Raw genomic sequence first — 19,643 nt, 5'->3', positions numbered from 1 at the left:
GTCCAGGGTCAGCTCGGGAATCATATTGTCACTCATAGTCGTCTTCCTCCACCAGCAGAATGTGTTCCTCCTCCCGGATGCCCAGGATGCCATGGAGGACGGAAACGGCCAGCCACACGCAGCCGGTCACCAGGTGCAGGGGCTCCCGCTCCTTCTTCGCCAGATAGAAGCAGCTTCCGGAGAGCATGCCCTCCAGGATGGAGATAAACAGGTAAACGGGATTTCGGTTTTTCATGACGCTTCCTCCTTATTTATATACATTCCGCGGGGGTTATAGCTCCAGCCGGATGTCCGTGCCGTCCTCCTGAACCGGGTCCGCTTTCATCTCCGGTTCCGTCAGGCCCTCCCGGGCAAGCAGGGTCTCCATCACCTGGATGTCCGTGGAGATATCCAGAGCGTCGGCGCCGTAGAGGGCGTCCAGCTGCTTTTCAAAGGCCCGGACAATGGTTTTCAGCATGTCCTCCACCTTTTCCTTGGTGCCGTCGATGTTCTCCCCGGAGACGCCCGCGCCGCTCATGCGGTCGTAGGTGTTGAGAAGCTTCAAGGTGGTGGGCAGGTAGTAATTCATAAACTGGCGGATCTGGGGCAGCTTGTCCGGGTCGTCCTTCACGGCCTGGAAGATCTTTTCGGACACCTGGCTCAGCCGCACGATGTCGGCGGAGACGCCGGGGTCGGCGATGCTGTCGTCCAGCCGCTTCATCTCGCTGAGGGCCAGCTTCCCGTCCTTGATCGCCTTGTCCAGCTCCGGGTTTCCGGTGGAGGGCTCCTCCTTGGGCTTTTCGGGGGCCTTTGCCTCCTCTTTTTTCTCCGTCCCGGCGGACCCGGCTGCCGCTCTTCCGCCCTGGCAGATGCCGTTCACCAGCAGGAACACCGCCGCCGACACCGCCGCCAGCAGGGCGATGGCCGTATTGGAATACAGGGGCAGGAACAGCCCGCCCAGCAGCCACAGCGCCGCTACGGCGTAAAAGGGGGCGGCGGGCTTTCGTTTGGCCGTCATAGAAGGACCTCCATTCATGGCGCGTTTCGCAAGTTAGTATATTATATCCCCCAATCGGCCATTGGTCAAGCCGGGCGGGCACAAATTCACAGTAAATTCCAAAAAGGCGAAAACGCCCCAAGGGGCGTTTTCAAGGAATGCCGTANGCTCCCGTCACCGGGTCCTGCCACAGCGGCAGATGGACGGGGCGGAACGTACACCAGACAAAGCAGAAGGCCAGGCCCCACAAAAGCGCCAGACCCAGAAGCTGCATCCAGCGGCTGGAGAGCCTTCCCCGGCGGAGCAGGGCGAAATCCAGGGCAAAGGCCGCCAGGTCCGCCGCGAAGAATATGGAGATGTTCACCCAGGTGATGTGATATCCCAAAACACCGGTATAGGTATAGAACAGCACGGGAATCAGGGCCGCTCCCGTCAGGGTGCTGAGAGCCCGGACCGCCAGGAGGTTCGGGTAGTTCCGCCCCAGCAGGCAGACCTGCGCCACGGAGAAGAGAAACAGGGGCACAAAGAGGAGCTTCATGTGCTCCCAGGTGGACTCGTTGACGGCGGAAAACCANGCCGCCAGAGCGCTGCTGCCGCTCCACTCGTAGACGAAGTGGAGGAGCGTCCCCAGCGCCCCGGTGAACAAAAAGCCTCCCAGCTCCCAAAAGAACAGCTTCCGCCTCATAGAACCAGCCTCCGCCCGGATGAAGTCGCGGCAATGCCGCCTCTCCATTCTGTGCGGAGGCTGGAAAAATTATGCGTCAAACAAATACGCACTGCACCAGCGCCATGTACAGCGCCGTGCCTCCGGCGATGGAGAGGAGTACATTCCCCTTCCACCGGTGCAGCGCCGCCACGGCGAAAATCGCCAGCAGCTCCGGCGCGCCATGAGGGGCGGCGGACCAGGCCACGTCCTTCAGGCAGTAGACCACCAGCAGCCCCATGGTCGCCGCCGGCAGGACCTTCCCCAGGTCCGTCTCCCAGGCCGGGGGCCGTTTGTTCTCCGGGAACAGCCANANGGGCNGCCAGCGGGTGATCTGGGTCCCGGCGGCTACCGCCAGGATGATCCCNGGGGTCTCGAACGGCGTCAGGCGCATAGCAGCTTCCTCCCTCCCAACAGGACCGCCAGGATCATCACCATGGCGGGGATGACCAGGTTATCCGGCCCAAACACNACCAGGCTCACGACGGCGCAGGCGACACCCGCGGCCCCGGCGGGGCGGCGCTCCTTTCCCTTCCACTGCTCCAGGAACAGCANCACGAACAGCGCCGTCAGAGCGAAGTCCAGGCCGGTGGTATCAAACATGATAAAGCTCCCCAGCAGTCCGCCCAAGGCCGTGGCGCCCACCCAATAGCTGTAATCCAGCAGGGAGATACAAAGGAAGAACTCCCGCCGCCCTACGCCCTCCGGCGGGTCCACGGTGGACACCAGGGAAAAGGTCTCGTCGCTGAGGGTGTAGATCAGGGGAAACCTGGCCCAGCCCAAGCCCTTGTACCGCTCCAGCATGGACAGNCCGTNNAACATATGNCGGGCATTGACCATCAGCGTCAGGAGGAACGCCTGCAGGGGCTCAAACGCGGTGACCAGGATGGAGACCGCCGCGTACTGCATGCTGCCGCCGAAGCCGATGGCGCTCATCAGCACGGACCACAGGGGGCCGTAGCCGTTGGCGGCCATCAGCAGGCCGTAGGCCATGCCGAGGCATAGATATCCGGTCAGGACTGGTATGGTGGCGGGAAAGGCCGCTTGGAACGCCATCCGCCAGCTTCGTTGGTATACCATGGGGAACCCTCCCGCGATTGCGCATGCAATAACCTATTTCCATAATAGGATTTGATGCGAATTATACTCCCTTCGTCCCCGTCTGTCAACTCAAAAACAGGCAGGCCCGCCAGAAACCGGGCCGCGCCTGAAAGGCGCGGCCCCGGCTCTTTACATATGCTCCGGCGCGTCCACGCCGATGAGGGCCAGTCCGTTTTTCAGCACGATCCGCGTGTCGTCCGCCAGCCGCAGCCGGGCACGCGCCAGGGCGGGGGCCTCCTCCCGGATGTGGCAGGCGGTGTAGAAGCGGTGGAAGCAGCCCGCCAGCTCCATCAGGTAGCGGTTCACATGGGAGGGGTCGTAGTTCTTCGCCGCGGCCCGGATGGTATCCGGCCAGGCGGCCAGCTGTTTGATGAGGATCTCCTCCGCCTCCGCCGTCAGAAGGCTCAAATCCGCCTCGCCGGGAGCGGGAACCGCCAGGCCTTCTCCCGCCAGCTTTTGGGCCAGGGAGCAGATGCGGGCGTGGGCGTACTCCACGTAGTAGATGGGGTTCTCCGAGTCCTCCCGGACGGCAAGGCCCAGGTCAAAGTCCATCTGGGTGTCCGGCTTGGCGTTGAAGAACCACCGGGCGGCATCCACCGGCACCTCGTCCAGCAGGTCCGAGAGGGAGATGGCCTTGCCGGTGCGCTTGCTCATCTTCACCAGCTCCCCGTCCCGGAGGAGCTTCACCAGCTGCATCAGCACGATGTCCAGCTTCCCGCTGCCGTCCAGGCCCAGGGCGTCCAGGGCTCCCTTCAGCCGGGCNACATGGCCGTGGTGGTCCGCGCCCCAGATGTTGATCACCCGGTCGAAGCCCCGCGTTTCGAACTTGTTGCGGTGATAGGCGATGTCGGCGGCGAAGTAGGTGTAGAAGCCGTTGGCCCGGCGGAGCACATCGTCCTTCAGGTCCAGCTTCTCGATGTCCTTTTCCTTCTTCCCGGCCTTGAGGAGGTTTTCCCGCATGATCTGGGCGGTTTTCAGCCACAGGGCCCCGTCCTTCTCATAGGTCCACCCGGCCTTGGTCAAACGCTCCGCCGTCTCCGCCACCGCGCCGCTGTTGTGGAGGTTGGATTCGTAAAACCAGGTGTCGTATTCAATTTTATAGCGCCGGAGGTCCTCCTTCATCTTGGGCAGGTTGACGCTCAGGCCGTACTCCGCCATGTCGGCCATCCAGAACTCCTCCCGGGTGGCGCCGGGGAAGTCCTCCATTTCGGACAGGAAGCCCTTGGCCAGCTCCCGGATGTCGTCGCCCTGGTAGCCGTCCTCCGGGAAGGCATAGCTGTCCTCCCCAAAGGTCTGCTGCATGCAGCGGGCATAAATGGACCGGGCGAACTTGTCGATCTGGTGCCCCGCGTCGTTGACGTAGAACTCCCGGCTGACCTCCGCCCCGCAGGCGGAGAGCACGGAGGCCAGGGTGTCCCCCAGCACGCCGCCCCGGGCGTTGCCCATGTGCATGGGGCCGGTGGGGTTGGCGGAGACGAACTCCACCATGATTTTTTGGCCCTTGAGGCTGTCGGAGCGGCCGTAGTCCGCCCCCTCGCGCTCCACGGCGGCGCAGACCTCCTCGTACCACTTCCCGCCCAGCCGGAAGTTCAAAAAGCCCGGCCCGGCGATTTCGGCGGAGGCGAAATAGCTCCCCTCCAAATCCATGTGGTCCAGCAGGGCCTGCGCGATGGCCCGGGGGGGCTGGCGCAGGGCCTTGGAGGCCGCCAGGGCGAAGGTCGTGGTAAAGTCTCCGTTGGCGGCGTCCCGGGGGACCTCCACCGGGGCGGCGGGGACCTCTGCCTGGGGCAGGGACCCGTCCCCGGCGGCGGCGCGGTAGGCGGCCATGGCCAGGGCCGCGGCCTGGTCCTTGGCGTTTTGTACCATGTTCGTCATTGATAAACCCTCTTTCTTTCCGGCGTCTTTTGTATCAGGATTGCCCGTTTTCCCGGGCCTCATGCTTTCTTCTCACGCGAATTTTAAAGGCGTTGCGCCCGGTGGCGGAGTGGTCNACCGAGATGGAGTACCGCAGGTCCAGCAGTCCGCCCCGCTCCGTCAGGCTGTGGCGCAGGCGGCTGGTCTGGATATNGATGGCCAGCTCGCCGANGGGAGTTTCGTACAGGGAGGTGTGCTGCTTTCCCTCCTCAAAAACCATCTGGGAGTTCACGCTGCCCGTCCGGCTGAGAATCACCTGGGGGCCCCGGACCTCGAAGCTGGTGGTGGTGCCCTCCAGCCCGGTGAGCTCGCTTTCCTGATAGNAGAGGATAANCCCCCCCTCTCCGGNGGGGGTCAGGGAGCCCTCGGTCACCAGCTCGATGCTGTCGGGAGCCATGTCCTCGAAGTGCTGCTCGGACCGGATGGTCAGCAGGACGGGAAGCTCCGCCTGATTCCTGTCAATCATATCAATATTGGTCAATGTCGATCCTCCGTGCCATGTGATGGATGTCCTCCTGCAAAAACAGGGAGGCCGCGCCCTCGAAATCCTCCGAGCGGTCGCTGACGTAAAACTCCGCCCCGCCCCGGCTTTCCGACGGGGCCCGGAGCCCCCGGGCGGTGAGAAGGCGCTTGAGCTCGAAGGCGGACTCCTCCCCGGCGGAGATCAGGGCCACCCCCGGGCCGCAGATGGCGGAGAGGATCTCCTCCAGCAGCGGGTAGTGGGTGCAGCCCAGAATCAAGGCGTCCATCCCCCACTCCAGCAGGGGGGCTAAGTACTCCCGGGCCACGGTCTCGATGACCACGTCCCCGGTTTGGAAGCGGCCGTTTTCCACCAGGGGCACGAACAGCGGGCAGGGCTGGCAGAAGACCTCCACATCCGGGTCCAGCCGCCGCAGCGCCGCCTCATAGGCCCCGGAGCGGACGGAGGCCAGGGTGGCGATCATGCCCACCCGGCGGTTTTTGGTCATAGCCAGGCAGCGGCGGCAGGTGGGCTCCACCACGCCGACANTGGGCAGCTCGTTCTCCGCCTGGAGCACGTCCAGGGAGGTGGTGGAGATGGTGCCGCAGGCGATGAGTACCGCCTTGAGGTCAAAGGACCGGAGAAAACGCAGGTCCTGCCGGGCGTATTTCAGCAAGGTCTCCCGGGACCGGCCTCCGTAGGGCACCCGGGCGGTGTCGCCGAAGTAGACCAGGTCCTCCCCGGGGAGGATGCGCCGCAGGNCCCGCNCCGCCGTCAGGCCCCCCAGGCCGGAGTCGAACACGCCGATGGGCCGTGTATCCATTGTTTTTCCTCCTCTCGCCGGGGGGGACGGAATGCCCCCCGCCGCAAGTCGCTCTGAGTTATGTATTATACTATGAGACGCCCGTTGCCGCAAGACAGATTTTAGTCTTTCTGCCCTCTTTTTTATATGGAATTTTTCTTAAGAGTCTGTTATAATCATGCCGTATGCTGAAATCAACCGCCGCCGGCGCTGTTAGGAGGGGCCTGTTCATGAAAATTGAGTTGACGGAACGGCAATACCGCTATCTGCTGGACCTGGTCTACATAGGCAATTGGGTCCTCAATTCCACCCGGGAGGACGACCGCATCAAAGAGTACGACCAGGTGGAAAGCCAGATTTTTTCCCACTGCCTCCGCCACGGCATGNGAAAGCTGGTGGAGCTGTACCAGGGAGAGCTGATTCCCTCCCGGGCCTTTGCGGGCGGCGGCATCCACGAGGCCATTGAAAATTATGAGGACGTGGTCTTCTATGAGATACTCGCCGAGGAGCTGGCCCTGCGGGACNTGGACGNCGAACCCTTGACCCNNGAGAACTACGGGGCTTTGATGGAGCGAATCGACACCTACCTGGACGAGTTCGACGAGCATGGGACGGAGCACATCTCCATAGATCTGGACGAATAGGGCCCGCCTTCCCGGGGCGGCCCTGAAGGAAAAACGCCTGGCTGGGTTTGGACCGGCCGGGCGTTTCTTTCTGCGGACGGCGCGGCTCTCACACCCCGCTGTGCGCACACAAAATACATTTGTCCGCTGTACAGAAATGCACAAAGAGCGCCTCCGGGGAAACCGCTGTTTTGGCGCAGTTACTGAAATCGGGGGAACCGGGCGGTTTTTCCCGGCGAAAACGTTGACAAGCCTTTCTTTTCGCTCGTATAATGAGGGCCATGAGAGCGCTGTAGGGCCTCCCAGCNGGGTCCTGCCGCTCTTTTTTCATTCAANCACGAACGGAGTGTTTTTTATGTCATTTGCCTCGCCATTATACAGCCCCCGTTTTGAGCACGACGCCTGCGGCATCGGCGCGGTCGTGGACATCAAGGGACGGAAGTCCCACGAGACGGTGGACAGCGCGCTGAAAATCGTAGAAAAGCTGGAGCACCGCGCCGGAAAGGACGCCGCCGGAGAGACCGGCGACGGCGTGGGCCTGCTGCTCCAGGTGCCCCACAAGCTGATGGTAAAAGCCGCCGGGGACCTTGGAATCGCCCTGGGGGGTGAGCGGGATTACGGCGTGGGGATGTTCTTTTTCCCCATGGACCGCCTGAAGCGGGCCCAGGCAAAGAAGATGCTGGAGATCATCGTGGCCAAGGAGGGCATGGAGTTCCTGGGCTGGCGGGACGTGCCCGTCCGGCCCGAGGCGCTGGGGGAGCGGGCCCGGTCCTGCATGCCCCATATCAGCCAGTGCTTTGTGAGGCGCCCGGCGGATTGCCCCCGGGGGCTGGATTTTGACCGGAAGCTGTACGTGGCCCGCCGGGTTTTCGAGCAGTCCAACGTCAACACCTATATCCCCTCCTTTTCCAGCCGGACCATCGTCTATAAGGGCATGTTCCTGGTGGGCCAGCTCCGGCAGTTCTACGCCGATTTGACGGACCCGGACTGCGAGAGCGCCGTTGCCCTGGTCCATTCCCGGTTTTCCACCAACACCACTCCCTCCTGGGAACGGGCCCACCCCAACCGCTACATTCTCCACAACGGGGAAATCAACACCATTCGGGGAAACGCGGACCGGATGCTGGCCCGGGAGGAAACCATTTTCTCTCCTGTCATGGACGAGGATATGGACAAAATCCTGCCGGTGGTGGACCAGAGCGGTTCCGATTCCTCCATGCTGGACAACACCTTGGAATTCCTGATGATGAACGGNATGGANCTGCCNNAGGCGGTNATGCTGTGNATCCNGGAGCCCTGGGCCCAGGACCGGCGAATGGACCGGGAGAAGCGGGACTTTTACCATTATTACGCCACCATGATGGAGCCTTGGGACGGCCCCGCCGCCATTGTCTTTTCCGACGGGGACACGGTGGGCGCTGTGCTGGACCGGAACGGCCTGCGGCCCTGCCGGTGGTATCTCACCGGCGGCGGCAAGCTCATCCTTTCCTCCGAGGTGGGGGTGCTGGACGTCGCTCCGGAAACCATTGTAAAAAAATCCCGCCTCCAGCCGGGGCGGATGCTGCTGGCGGACCTCCGGGAGGGGCGCCTGGTGGACGACGGAGAACTGAAGGCCCGCTATGCCGCCCGCCGGCCCTACGGCGAGTGGCTGGACGCCAACCTGGTCCACCTCCGGGATTTGCCCATCCCCAACAAGCGGGTGGAGACTCACCCCCANGAGCTGCGGGACCGGCTGTATAAGGCCTTCGGCTACACCTACGAGGAGATCAAGGACGCCATCCTCCCCATGGCCCGGGACGGCGTGGAGCCCACCAGCGCCATGGGGGTGGACACGCCGCTGGCGGTGCTCAGCGAGCGGCACCAGCCCCTGTTCAATTACTTCAAGCAGCTCTTCGCCCAGGTGACCAATCCCCCCATCGACGCCATCCGGGAGGAGATTGTCACCGACACCACGGTCTACGTGGGCCCCAGCGGGAATCTGCTGGAAGAGAAGGCCTCCAACTGCACAGTGCTTCAGATTCAAAACCCCATCCTGACCTCTGTGGATTTGATGAAGATTCGCCACATGAACCGCCCCGGCTTCCGCGTGGAGACGGTGTCCCTGCTTTATTACAAGGGTTCTCCCCTGGCCAACGCCCTGGACCGGCTGGTGGTGAACGTGGACCGGGCCTACAAAAAAGGGGCCAACATCGTCATCCTCTCCGACCGGGGAGTGGACGAGAACCATGTGGCCATTCCGTCCCTGCTGGCGTTGAGCACCTTGGAGCAGCACCTGGTCCGCACGAAGAAGNGGACCGCCGTGTCCATGGTGCTGGAGAGCGCCGAGCCCCGGGACGTGCACCACTTTGCCGCGCTGCTGGGCTACGGCGCCCAGGCCATCAACCCCTATCTCGCCCAGGAGTGCGTGGAGGAGCTGGTGGCCCTGGGGATGCTGGACAAGGACCCCGGCGCGGCGGTAAGCGACTACAACGGTGCCATCCTCCACGGCATTGTGAAAATCGCCTCGAAAATGGGGATCTCCACCATCCAGTCCTATCAGTCGGCCCAGATATTTGAGTGCGTGGGCATCTGCAAAGAGGTGGTGGACAAATACTTCACCAACACCATCAGCCGCGTGGGCGGCGTGGGGCTGCGGGAAATCGGCGAGGNCGTGGAGTGGAACCATAATCAGGCCTTCGACCCCCTNGGGCNGGGCTTCGACNCCNCGNNGNATTNCATGGNCGGCCACAAGCTCCGCTCCGGCCCGGACAAAGAGGACCACATGTACAGCCCCCGCACGATCCTTTTGCTGCAAAAGGCGGCCCGGGAGGGAGACTATGAGGTCTTCAAGGAGTACTCCGCCCTGGTGGACTTCGCGGAGAAGCCCCATACGCTGCGGGGCCTGCTGGACTTCCGCTTCCCGGCGGACGGGGGAATCCCCATCGACGAGGTGGAGCCGGTGGAGCGCATTTTCCGGCGCTTTAAGACCGGGGCCATGAGCTACGGCTCCATCTCCCAGGAGGCCCACGAGTGCATAGCCGCCGCCATGAACCGCATCGGGGGAAAGTCCAACTCCGGCGAGGGGGGCGAGGCCCGGGAACGGCTGAACGGCGAGCGCCGGTCCGCCATCAAGCAGGTGGCCTCCGGCCGTTTCGGCGTCACCAGCGAGTACCTGGCCAGCGCCGACGAAATTCAAATCAAAATGGCCCAGGGGGCCAAGCCCGGCGAGGGCGGACATCTGCCGGGGAAGAAGGTCTATCCCTGGATTGCCAGGACCCGGTGCTCCACACCCGGCGTGACGCTGATTTCTCCGCCTCCCCACCATGACATCTATTCCATTGAGGACCTGGCCCAGCTGATCTACGACCTGAAAAACGCCAACCGCCGGGCCCGGATCAGCGTCAAGCTGGTCAGCGAGGCGGGAGTGGGCACCATCGCCGCAGGCGTCGCCAAGGCCGGGGCCCAGGTGGTCCTCATCTCCGGACACGACGGCGGCACCGGCGCGGCCCCCCGGAGCTCCATCCACGGGGCGGGGCTGCCCTGGGAGCTGGGCGTGGCGGAGGCCCACCAGACCCTCATCCAGACCGGCCTGAGGAATCAGNTGGCCATCGAGGCCGACGGCAAGCTGATGACGGGTCGGGATGTGGCCGTGGCCTGTATGCTGGGGGCAGAGGAGTTCGGCTTCGCCACCGCGCCCCTGGTGACCCTGGGCTGCTGCATGATGCGGGCGTGCAGCCTGGACACCTGCCCGGCGGGCATCGCCACCCAGGACCCGGAGCTCCGCAGGCGCTTTTCCGGAAAGCCGGAATACGTGGTGAATTTCATGACCTTCGTGGCCCGGGAGCTGCGGGAGTACATGGCGCGCCTGGGCGTCCGCACGGTGGACGAGCTGGTGGGCCGCTGCGACCTCCTCCGGGTCCGGGAGAAGCTGGTGACCCGCCGGGCGGAAACCCTGGATCTGAGCGGGCTGCTGCAAAATCCCTATGGAGAGAAAGCGCCCCACTTCGACCCTGCCGCCGCCTATGATTTCCATTTGGAGCGGACGGCGGACATGAGCGTCCTTTTGAAGAAGCTGGGCGGAACGCTGAAAACGAAAAAGACGGGACGGCTGGACGTGCGGGTCTCCTCTACGGACCGGGCCTTCGGCACCCTGTTTGGCTCCGAGATTACCCGGACCTGCGGAAACGCCCTGCCGGAGGACAGCTATGTCGTCACATGCCGCGGAGGAGGCGGGCAGTCGTTCGGGGCGTTCATCCCCAGCGGGCTGACGCTGAAGCTGGAGGGNGATTGCAACGATGGGCTGGGGAAGGGGCTTTCCGGCGGGAAGCTGATTCTCTATCCGCCGGCAGACGGCGCGTTCAAGCCCGAAGAGAATATCATCGCGGGAAACGTGGCCCTTTACGGGGCCACCGGCGGCAAGGCCTTCATCAACGGAATGGCGGGGGAGCGGTTTTGCGTGCGCAACTCCGGCGCGTCCGCCGTGGTGGAGGGCGTGGGAGACCACGGCTGCGAGTATATGACCGGGGGCCGGGTGGTCATCCTGGGGCCCACGGGAAAGAATTTCGCGGCGGGCATGAGCGGGGGCGTCGCCTACGTCCTGGATGAGAAGCACGACTTGTATCTCCGGCTCAACAAGGAGCAGGTCCAGGCCGGGGAAGTGACGGAGCAGCACGACATAGCGGAGCTCCGGTCCCTCATCGAGGAGCATGTGGCCGCCACCGGGTCCCCCCGGGGGAAACAGATCCTGGCGGCCTTCCAGTCCTATGTCCCCTGCTTCAAAAAGGTTATGCCCAGGGATTACGACCGGATGCTCCGGGCCATGGCCCAGTGCGAGGAGCGGGGCATGGCCCGGGAGCAGGCGGAGATTGAGGCGTTCTATTCTGTGACACGGGGTTAAGGAGGTCCACCGATATGGGAAAAACAACTGGATTTTTGGAGTATAACCGGCAGGAGGCCTCCAGCCGCCCGCCGGAGGAACGGGTCCGGGACTGGGAGCCCTTCCGCATCCCCCTGCGGCCCGCGGTCCGGCGGGAGCAGGGGGGCCGGTGCATGAACTGCGGCGTGCCCTACTGCCAGGCGGGAATGGAGTGGGAAGGAGGGACCTTCGGCTGTCCCCTTCACAACCTGATTCCCGAGTGGAACGACATGATTTGGGCGGAGAACCCCTTCCACGCCCTGAGCCGTCTGCTGAAGACCAACAATTTCCCGGAGTTCACCGGGCGGGTCTGTCCCGCTCCCTGCGAGAGGGCCTGTATCTGCGGGATGTACGGCGATTCCGTCACCATCCGGGACAACGAGCTCAGCGTCATCGAGGACGCCTTTGCCGCCCAGGCGGTCAAGCGCCGCCGCCCGCCCCAGTGGTCCGGAAAGAAGGTCTGCGTGGTGGGTTCCGGCCCGGCGGGCCTGGCGGCGGCGGACCAGCTGAACCACCGGGGCCATTCCGTCACGGTGGTGGAGCGGGAGGAGCGCTGCGGCGGACTTTTGACCTACGGCATCCCGAATATGAAGCTGCCCAAGGACATCGTTCAGCGGCGGGTGGATCTGATGACGGACGAGGGCGTCAGCTTTGTCAACGGCGTGGACGCGTCGGACCCGGCGGTGGCCCGGCGGCTGCTGGGGGACTATGACGCGGTGATTCTCTGCTGCGGCGCGGAGCGCCCCCGGTCCCTGGGCCTGGAAACGGAGGGCGTTTCCGGCGTTTGCTACGGAACGGAGTTTTTGAAAGCCGCCGTGGAGAGCCGCCAGTTCGGCAAGGCGGCCCCCGCCGCCCTCTCGGCGGAGGGCCGGGACGTGGTTATCGTGGGCACCGGCGACACCGCCGGAGACTGCGTGGCGACGGCCCTGCGGCAGGGGTGCCGGTCCGTGGTCCAGCTGGTGCGCCGCCCTGAGGCGGACTACCTGAAAAACGGCGNCCTCCCCCAGGACTACGCCCATCAGGAGGCCGTTTCCGTGTTCGGGGCGGACCCCCGGCGGTTTGGCGTTCAGATAAAAGGGCTGACGGCGGAGGACGGCGCGCTGAAGGCCGTGACGACCACGGACGGGGATACGCTGCCCTGCGGGCTGCTGATTGCCGCCACCGGCTTTGCCGGGTGCGAGGGCGGCGTGTGCGAGGCCTTCGGCGTGGATTACGGCCGGACGGTCCACACGGAGGAAGGCGGCTTTGCCACCAATGTGGANAAGGTCTTCGCGGCGGGGGATATGCGCCGGGGGCAGTCCCTGGTGGTGTGGGCCATCGCCGAGGGGCGCACGGCGGCCGCGGAGGCGGACGCCTACCTCAACNGCTGCACCAATCTCGTGCGGGTCGTTTGAAGGGGGCTTTTCAGCGCTCCTTTTCCATCATGATTTCCAGGATGGTCCGGTCNGTCTCCNGNATCCCCNGCGCGNTGACCCGGCCCATGCTGCGGATGGCCTCCTCCGGCGTGGCGCCGCAGATGCCGTCGGTGGACCGGAGGACGACGCCGTCCATGGCCAGGTACGCGCACATCAGCGCGGCGTTGGCCGCCGTGGCCAGCTTCNTGGCNCAGCCGGTTTTTCCGCCGTCGCAGACCATGCCGGTGAGGTCCCCGCTCATGTTGATAATCGTCCCGCCGATTTGTTCATCGCCTCCGCCCATCAGCCAGACCATGGCGGCGGAGGCGGCGGTGGCGGCGGAGACGCCGCAGCCGCAGGTGGCGGACAGCTTCCCGGTGAAAAGTTTAATGTAGACGTTCAGTGCGTGGGAGAAGGCCAGGGCCTTTGCCAGATGCTCGTTGGAGGCCCCCAGGTGCCGGGCCATCTNCGCCACGAGGATGACGGNGGTCAGGCCGTGGTTCCCGCTGCCCGCGCTGCTCATGACGGCGTAGGGGCACCCGCTCATGCGCCCCTCGGCGCTGGCGGCCACCCGGGCCATCGTGCGGCTGAAGAGGTTGTCTCCCATGGCGCCGGAGGCCAGCTGCCGTTTCAGCGCCCCGGCGATTCCGGTGCCCGGGTCGTTTTCCAGCCCGAAATCCGCCAGGCGCTCGTTCATGTCCACGCCTTCCAGCATAAAGGACAGCTCCTCTTCGGAGCACTGCTCCACCAGGGCCCGAATCTCCGCCACCGTCATGGCTTTCAGCCCGTCGTGAAGCGCGTCCCCCGTCCCGGCGGACCAGGGCTTTTCAAACAGGACCTCACCGTTTTTCTGGGTGAGTACGATGTTGGAATGCNTGCCCCGGATGACACTGACGCCGGTNCCGTTGGAGGTAACCACCTCCGCCCGGGCGTAGAGCTGGGCCTCCTCGTGCCGGATGGACACCGCAACGCGGCGCTCCTCCACCAGCGCGATGGCCTGGCCGGAAACCGCGCCGGTAAGGTCCTCCAGAAGCCGCAGGCCCTTTTCCGGGTTGCGCAGGCCGGCCCCCAGGGCGGCGGCGTACCGCAGCCCCACTTTGGGGAAGCCGGGAATACCCACGCTCATGCCGTTTTTGTAGATGCCGGGATTGACCTCCAGCTTCACGGAGACGATTTCGCCGCCGGCGGCGCGNGAGGCGTCCGCCGCGGCCAGGGCCGCGCAGACCGGCTCCGTGCAGCCCAGGGCGGGGACCACCTCTTGGCGCAGCAGGGTCAGCAGTTCTTCCTTTNTAATCATGGGAAAGCTCCTCTCTGTAAACAGTTTTGTGTGCCGGTTTTTTCGTGATATCATAATAGCAAATCCTGTGCCGGATATTTTTTCGCTTTTTCTCCAAAATTCCTTGCAAAACGGCGGAGGCTGCGATTAACTGGTGCAAGAAATTGGTTAAAGGAGGGGTAATATGCCGGGCAAAAAGAAAATCTCCGTCATCGCCCTGGACCCCAGGGCGGGGGAATCCTACAAATCCGACATCGCCCAGCTGTTCGCGGACGCGGCGGACATCTCCGTCTTCTCCATGCTGGACGGCAGCGCCGCCGGGGTGCTGGACCGGGCGGATCTGTTCGTGGCCTCCACCGACGCCTACGGCTCCCCGGAGGAGCTGATGCGGCACATCCCCATTGACAGCCAGACCATGGCGGTGGAGGTCTCCTTCCGGTGGAGCGAGCTGCGCAGGCTCAAGGAGCTCCCGGCGGGGAGCCGGGTGCTGTTCGTCAACATGACCCAGNCCATGGCCCGGGAGGCCATNGCCCAGCTGGAGCAGTTCGGCGTCACCCACATCCACTGGATTCCCTTTTATCCCGGCGCGCCGGAGGNNCCGGACGTTCACATCGCGGTGACGCCGGACGAGCTTCGCTATGTCCCTCCGGGGATGGAGACGGTCATTGATCTGGGCCAGCGGGTGTGCACCTCCGGCATGATGATCGAAATCGCCCTCCGCCTGGGGCTGGAATCCCTGCTGGAAGGGCCCGCCTTTCAGCGCTACGCCCAGGAGGTGGCCACCAGCAACTACAGCTTTGACCGGATGTTTGCCCGCTCCATCCGTCTGGAAAGCCAGTTCCACATTTTAATGGAGAGCCTAGAGGACGGCGTGGTGGGCGTCAACGAGAAGGGGGAGATCTTCGCGTGCAGCCGCCACGCCGAGGAAATGACCCTGGTCAGCGCCCCTTTGATCCAGGGACGGCGGTGCGAGGAGGTGTTTCCCTACATCCCCTTCGTCCAGTGCATGCAGGGCCGCCGGACCCTGCCCGCCAAGGCGGTGAAGGTGGGCGGGGTGAACCTCAGCGTGGAGGTGGTGCCGGTGATCCGGCAGAACGCCGGCATCGGGGCCTTCGCCCTGCTTCAGCGGTTCAACGACGTGGAGGCCCGGCAGAGCGAGCTGCGCAGCCAGCTTTTCCACAAGGGCCACTACGCGAAATACGGCTTTGCCGACGTAGTGGGCCGGTCGGAGGCCATTGTCAAAACCAAGGAGACCCTGGGCCGCATGGCCCGAAGCGAGAGCCCCGTCCTGCTCATCGGCGAGACGGGCACCGGGAAGGAGCTCTTTGCCCATGCCGTCCATCAGGCGTCCCTCCGGGCGGACGGCCCCTTTGTTCCCATCAACGTGGCGGCTTTCCCGGAAAACCTGCTGGAGAGCGAGCTGTTCGGCTATGAGGAGGGGGCCTTCACCGGGGCGAAGAAGGGGGGACGGCCCGGCCTTTTCGAGCTGGCCCACCGGGTGACGCTCTTTTTAGATGAGGTGGAGGGCATGAGCCCCGCCCTGCAAATCAAGCTCCTCCGGGCCCTCCAGGAGCGGGAGGTCATGCGGGTGGGGGGCAACCGGATCATCCATGTGGACGTCCGCATCGTGGCGGCTACCAACGAGTCCCTGGAGGGGAAGGTCCGGGAGGGCTCCTTCCGCCGGGACCTCTACTACCGCCTCAGCACCCTGCCTGCCCTCATTCCGCCCCTGACGGAGCGAGGAGACGACATGTTTTTGCTGACGGAGCATTTCCGCCGGGAGCTGGGGGGCTCCTTCCGCCTGACAGAGCCGGTGAAGGACTTTTTCCGCCGCCACGCCTGGCCGGGAAATATCCGGGNNCTGCNNAACGCGGTGGAGTACTTTATTTATACCGGCCATGAGGACATTGGCCTGGAGGACCTGCCGCCCACGCTGTTCCTCTCCGGCAGCGCCGCCCTTCGCCACGGCGCATCCCCGGATTTGGAGGCGGCGGAGCCCTCCGACGCCTTCCACTTTCTCCTCTCCCGGCTCTACGACGCCTCGGAGTCGGGGACGCCCATGGGCCGGGAAAGCCTGCTGAAACAGGCCCGGGAGGCCCACATCCCCCTCTCCCAGCGGGAAGTCCGGGACATTCTGGCGGACATGGCGGCCCAGGGCCTGGTCCGGGTCAGCCGGGGGCGGGGCGGCAGCCGCTTGACACCCAAGGGACGGGCACGCTGGGAAATGGTTCAAAATAAAGAAGATCGAACCAATTAAATTGGTTCAACCAATAAACCGCCCGCCGCAGGATGGGCGCGTCATATTCGGCGCATAAAACTCCGGGATAGAACTTGGCATGTTGCCAAAATCTATCCCGGGGTTTTTGTGCGCCTCTNCAAGTTTACAAGAGATTCGCGGAAAATCCAAGGGCTCNCTGCCGTTTGGCACGGTTCCTGCTTTAATAATTCGCCAACCGCCGCGAGCGTGCGATCATTTCAGAAAGGATGCGAGACGATGCAGTACGATTTTGACCAGGTGATAGACCGCAGCAAAAACCTCTCCGCCAAGTACGACGAGCGGGGCAAGAAGTTCGGCAGGGAGGACGTGATCCCTCTGTGGATTGCGGACATGGACTTTAAGACCGCCCAGCCCATCATTGACGCCCTTAAGCGGCGGGCGGAGGAAGGGATCTGGGGCTATACCGCCCGGCCCGCCGGCTACTTCGAGGCCATCCGGGACTGGCAGAGCCGCCGGAACGGCTGGGCCCCGGACACGTCCCTCATGAGCTTCTGCCTGGGCGTGGTCCAGACTNNCAGCGCCATGGNNCANCNCTATACCCCCCAGGGAGGCAATGTCCTGATTCAGACCCCGGTCTACGGCGAGTTCTACGACATGGCGGAGTTCGCCGGGCGGAGGGTTATCGAAAACCAGCTGGTGGAGCGGGACGGCCGGTGGACCGTGGACTGGGCGGACCTGGAGGAAAAGCTCCGGCAGGCGGATCTGTTTTTGCTGTGCAGCCCCCACAACCCTGTGGGCATCGTCTGGCCCGAGGAGGACCTCCGCCGGATGATGGAGCTGTGCCTGAAATACCACGTCCTGGTGGTCAGCGAAGAGATCCACTCCGACCTCATCTTCCACGGGAAGAAGCACATCCCCACGGCCTCTCTCTCTCCGGAGATTGCAGCCAATGTGGTCACCGGTATCTCCGGCACCAAAACCTTCAACCTGGCGGGCCTCCAGGCCAGCGCCGTGGTGTTCCCCAACCGGCATATGAAGGAAACGTTTGACCGTTTCTGGATGAANATGGACATCCACCGGANCAACGCCTTTTCCGTCACCGCCATGGAGACGGCCTTCCGGGAGGGGGAGGAGTGGCTGGAGCAGCTGCTGCCCTATCTTTCGGAGAACTTTGACTTCGTGGTGAACTACTGCGAGCGGCACATTCCCAAGATTAAGACCTACGCCCCCGACGCCACCTATCTCATGTGGCTGGACTGCCGGGCGCTGGGCCTGAGCAACCAGGAGCTTCACGACTTCATGNTCGAAAAGGCCCNGCTGGGCCTGAACGACGGCTGTGCCTTCGGCCGGAGCCTGAACGGCTTCATGCGCCTGAACGCCGCCTGTCCCCGCAGCGTGCTGGAGCGGGCGCTCCACCAGCTGGAGGCCGCCGTCAGCNGCCTGTGATCCCCCTCCCGGCGGAGGTTTTAAGACACCAAAGAAACGAGAAATGGAGATGTTATCATGGCTACGCAAACCGGAAAGCAATCCCTTTGGCAGCAGTATTAGACCCCCATCCTCCTTCTTGGCGGCATCGCCATCGGCTCTCTCATCGGCGTGATTTCCCCGGGCTTGGGCCAGACCCTGAAGCCCATCGGCGATATCTTTTTGAATCTGCTGTTCACCATCGTGGTGCCCCTGGTCTTTGTGTCCATTGCCTGTGCCGTGGGCAGCATGGCCAACATGAACCGCCTGGAGAAGATCCTGGGCGGCACCGTGGCCGTGTTCCTAGGCACGGGAGCGGTGGCCGCCGCCTGTGTGCTGGTGTGGGTGAACCTGTTCAGCCCCTCCGCCGGAACCAATATCCAGCTGGCCGCCGCCGAGGTGGGGGAGGCCCAGACCGCCGCCCAGATGATTGTGGGCTCCCTGACGGTCAGCGACTTCCCGGAGCTGTGGAGGCAAGTCCCACATGCTGCCNCTCATCATCTTCGCCATCATCATGGGGTTCTNCGTGGCCTCCTGCGGCGGGGAGAACAGCCCCGTTGGGAAGCNGCTGGCGAACTTGAACGACATCATCATGAAGTTCGTGGGGGTCATTATGACCATCGCCCTCCTGGGCCNGGGCGCGTACTTCGCCAACCTCATCGGGGAGNTCGGNCCCCAGCTCCTCNGCGACTACGGCCGGTCCATGGTGGTCTACTATCCCCTGTGCCTGCTGTATGTGGCGATCTTCTTCCCTCTGTACGCCCTCTTCGCCGGGGGGAAGCCCGCTCTCAACCGGATGCTGAAGTACATCTTCACCCCCGCTGTCACGGCCTTCGCCACCCAGAGCTCCGCCGCTACCCTGCCGGTAAACAAGGAAGCCTGTGACGCCATCGGCGTGCCCAAGGACGTCAGCGACCTGGTGCTGCCCATGGGCTGCACCATGCACATGGACGGCTCCGTCCTCAGCTCCATCGTGAAGATCGCCTTCCTGTTCGGCATCTTCGACATGCCCTTCACCGGCGTGGGGACCTACGCCATGGCCATCGCCGTGGCCATTCTCAGCGCCTTCGTCCTCTCCGGCGCCCCCGGCGGCGGACTGGTGGGCGAGATGCTGATTGTCAGCATGTTCGGCTTCCCCGCCGAAGCCTTCCCCCTCATCGCCACCCTGGGCTTCCTCTTTGACCCCGCCGCCACCTGCCTCAACGCCGCCGGGGACACCATCGCCTCCATGATGGTTACCCGCCTGGTGGAGGGAAAGAACTGGCTGGAGAAGAAGACGGTCCCCGGCGGGCGGAGCGAAGCGCCCCGCGTATAAATNTGTCATTCTTTTAAAAAGGAGATATTTACTATGAAAGTTACTGTGATCGGAAGCCACCTGTGCCCGGATACCCTGTACGCCCTGAACCGCCTCAGCGAGGCGAAGGCGGAGATTGACTTCAAGAACCTCTCCGCCAGCCTCCCCGACCTGAAGGCCTACCTGGCCCTGCGGCAGGACAGCCCCGCCTATGCCGACATCCGGGAAAACGGCGGCATCGGCATCCCCTGCTTCGTCCTGGAGGACGGGACCGCCACCCGGGATTTGGACGCGGTTTTAAAGTGATTTGCCCCCGGGGACGGAAGCTTCCATTTCGAAAGCCGCGCGGAGGAGGCCTGACCGCCATTCCGGGAAAGGCCCTCTTACAGAGGAAGTAATCAACAAAAAAGCTGAGCGGCATCCGGTCCGTTGCCGGATGCCGCTCAGTCCAGCTTGTCGAAAAAGTCTGCCTACCGGCAGACTTTTTCATGTAAAGATGATAAAATAGGGAGTAAGGGGTGAGG

At 63.9% G+C, this 19,643-nt stretch carries 14 protein-coding genes and 2 pseudogenes; 7 read left to right on the top strand and 9 right to left on the bottom strand.

Annotated elements, in window-relative coordinates:
• Positions 1–28: 28 nt before the first annotated feature.
• The 8 genes from JX325_RS04215 to murI all read right to left on the bottom strand — a co-directional run bounded on the left by JX325_RS04215 (position 29) and on the right by murI (position 5,977).
• A complete protein-coding gene (locus JX325_RS04215) occupies positions 29–235 on the bottom strand; it encodes a hypothetical protein (protein WP_204789921.1) in 207 nt (68 codons plus the stop codon).
• Positions 236–271: 36 nt separating this feature from the next.
• Positions 272–997, bottom strand: coding sequence for a 5-bromo-4-chloroindolyl phosphate hydrolysis family protein (locus JX325_RS04210; RefSeq protein ID WP_243413915.1), 726 nt, complete (start codon positions 995–997; stop codon positions 272–274).
• Positions 998–1,127: 130 nt separating this feature from the next.
• Positions 1,128–1,661 carry a DUF6512 family protein gene (locus tag JX325_RS04205; RefSeq protein WP_204789919.1) on the bottom strand — a complete coding sequence of 178 codons (534 nt, stop codon included), beginning with the start codon at positions 1,659–1,661 and terminating at the stop codon, positions 1,128–1,130.
• A 76-nt stretch (positions 1,662–1,737) separates the two neighbouring features.
• Entirely contained in the window at positions 1,738–2,073 is a 336-nt protein-coding gene (locus JX325_RS04200) for a branched-chain amino acid transporter permease (RefSeq protein ID WP_204789918.1), read from the bottom strand.
• Positions 2,064–2,759, bottom strand: coding sequence for an AzlC family ABC transporter permease (locus tag JX325_RS04195; RefSeq protein ID WP_204789917.1), 696 nt, complete (start codon positions 2,757–2,759; stop codon positions 2,064–2,066). The genes JX325_RS04200 and JX325_RS04195 overlap by 10 nt, the downstream gene beginning before the upstream one ends.
• Before the next feature lie 150 nt (positions 2,760–2,909).
• Positions 2,910–4,655 (bottom strand): arginine--tRNA ligase, encoded by a 1,746-nt coding sequence (gene argS, locus JX325_RS04190; RefSeq protein WP_204789916.1) that lies wholly within the window; start codon positions 4,653–4,655, stop codon positions 2,910–2,912.
• A gap of 34 nt (positions 4,656–4,689) precedes the next feature.
• A complete protein-coding gene (locus tag JX325_RS04185) occupies positions 4,690–5,175 on the bottom strand; it encodes a DUF1934 domain-containing protein (RefSeq protein ID WP_243413914.1) in 486 nt (161 codons plus the stop codon).
• A complete protein-coding gene (gene murI / locus JX325_RS04180) occupies positions 5,162–5,977 on the bottom strand; it encodes a glutamate racemase (protein WP_204789915.1) in 816 nt (271 codons plus the stop codon). Before murI ends, JX325_RS04185 begins: the two co-directional genes overlap by 14 nt.
• Positions 5,978–6,186: 209 nt before the next feature.
• Between murI and JX325_RS04175 the strand changes: the two genes are divergently transcribed.
• The 3 genes and pseudogenes from JX325_RS04175 (at position 6,187) to JX325_RS04165 (ending at position 12,867) form a co-directional block, all read left to right on the top strand.
• Positions 6,187–6,600: a hypothetical protein gene (locus tag JX325_RS04175; RefSeq protein WP_204789914.1), complete on the top strand. Its 414-nt coding sequence runs from the start codon at positions 6,187–6,189 to the stop codon at positions 6,598–6,600.
• Between the two features lie 334 nt (positions 6,601–6,934).
• Positions 6,935–11,455 (top strand): annotated as a pseudogene (gene gltB / locus JX325_RS04170) (glutamate synthase large subunit).
• 14 nt (positions 11,456–11,469) lie between these two features.
• Positions 11,470–12,867, top strand: a complete 1,398-nt coding sequence (locus tag JX325_RS04165; RefSeq protein ID WP_204789913.1) for a glutamate synthase subunit beta — start codon at positions 11,470–11,472, stop codon at positions 12,865–12,867.
• Between the two features lie 10 nt (positions 12,868–12,877).
• On the opposite strand, the gene JX325_RS04160 is transcribed toward JX325_RS04165, so the two are convergent.
• Positions 12,878–14,164, bottom strand: coding sequence for a serine dehydratase subunit alpha family protein (locus JX325_RS04160; RefSeq protein WP_204789912.1), 1,287 nt, complete (start codon positions 14,162–14,164; stop codon positions 12,878–12,880).
• A gap of 163 nt (positions 14,165–14,327) precedes the next feature.
• Here JX325_RS04160 and JX325_RS04155 point away from each other — a divergent pair, with 163 nt between their 5' ends.
• The 4 genes and pseudogenes from JX325_RS04155 to JX325_RS04140 all read left to right on the top strand — a co-directional run bounded on the left by JX325_RS04155 (position 14,328) and on the right by JX325_RS04140 (position 19,425).
• Entirely contained in the window at positions 14,328–16,400 is a 2,073-nt protein-coding gene (locus tag JX325_RS04155; RefSeq protein ID WP_204789911.1) for a sigma 54-interacting transcriptional regulator, read from the top strand.
• A 237-nt stretch (positions 16,401–16,637) separates the two neighbouring features.
• A complete protein-coding gene (locus tag JX325_RS04150) occupies positions 16,638–17,807 on the top strand; it encodes a MalY/PatB family protein (protein ID WP_204789910.1) in 1,170 nt (389 codons plus the stop codon).
• A 108-nt stretch (positions 17,808–17,915) separates the two neighbouring features.
• A pseudogene (locus JX325_RS04145) lies at positions 17,916–19,140 on the top strand (dicarboxylate/amino acid:cation symporter).
• Positions 19,141–19,173: 33 nt separating this feature from the next.
• Positions 19,174–19,425 (top strand): glutaredoxin, encoded by a 252-nt coding sequence (locus JX325_RS04140; RefSeq protein WP_204789909.1) that lies wholly within the window; start codon positions 19,174–19,176, stop codon positions 19,423–19,425.
• Positions 19,426–19,643 lie beyond the last annotated feature (218 nt).

It is taken from the genome of Oscillibacter sp. CU971, assembly GCF_905219725.1.
Lineage (GTDB): Bacteria > Bacillota > Clostridia > Oscillospirales > Oscillospiraceae > Oscillibacter.
The sequence above is the reverse complement of the archived record's forward strand: the minus strand, read 5'-3'. Positions and strand labels throughout refer to the sequence as shown.

Bases quoted from the DNA above. Each gene is read 5' to 3' on its own strand.
- JX325_RS04210 (WP_243413915.1), bottom strand. From the start codon at position 997: ATGACGGCCAAACGAAAGCCCGCCGCCCCCTTTTACGCCGTAGCGGCG.
- JX325_RS04140 (WP_204789909.1), top strand. From the start codon at position 19,174: ATGAAAGTTACTGTGATCGGAAGCCACCTGTGCCCGGATACCCTGTAC.
- JX325_RS04215 (WP_204789921.1), bottom strand. From the start codon at position 235: ATGAAAAACCGAAATCCCGTTTACCTGTTTATCTCCATCCTGGAGGGC.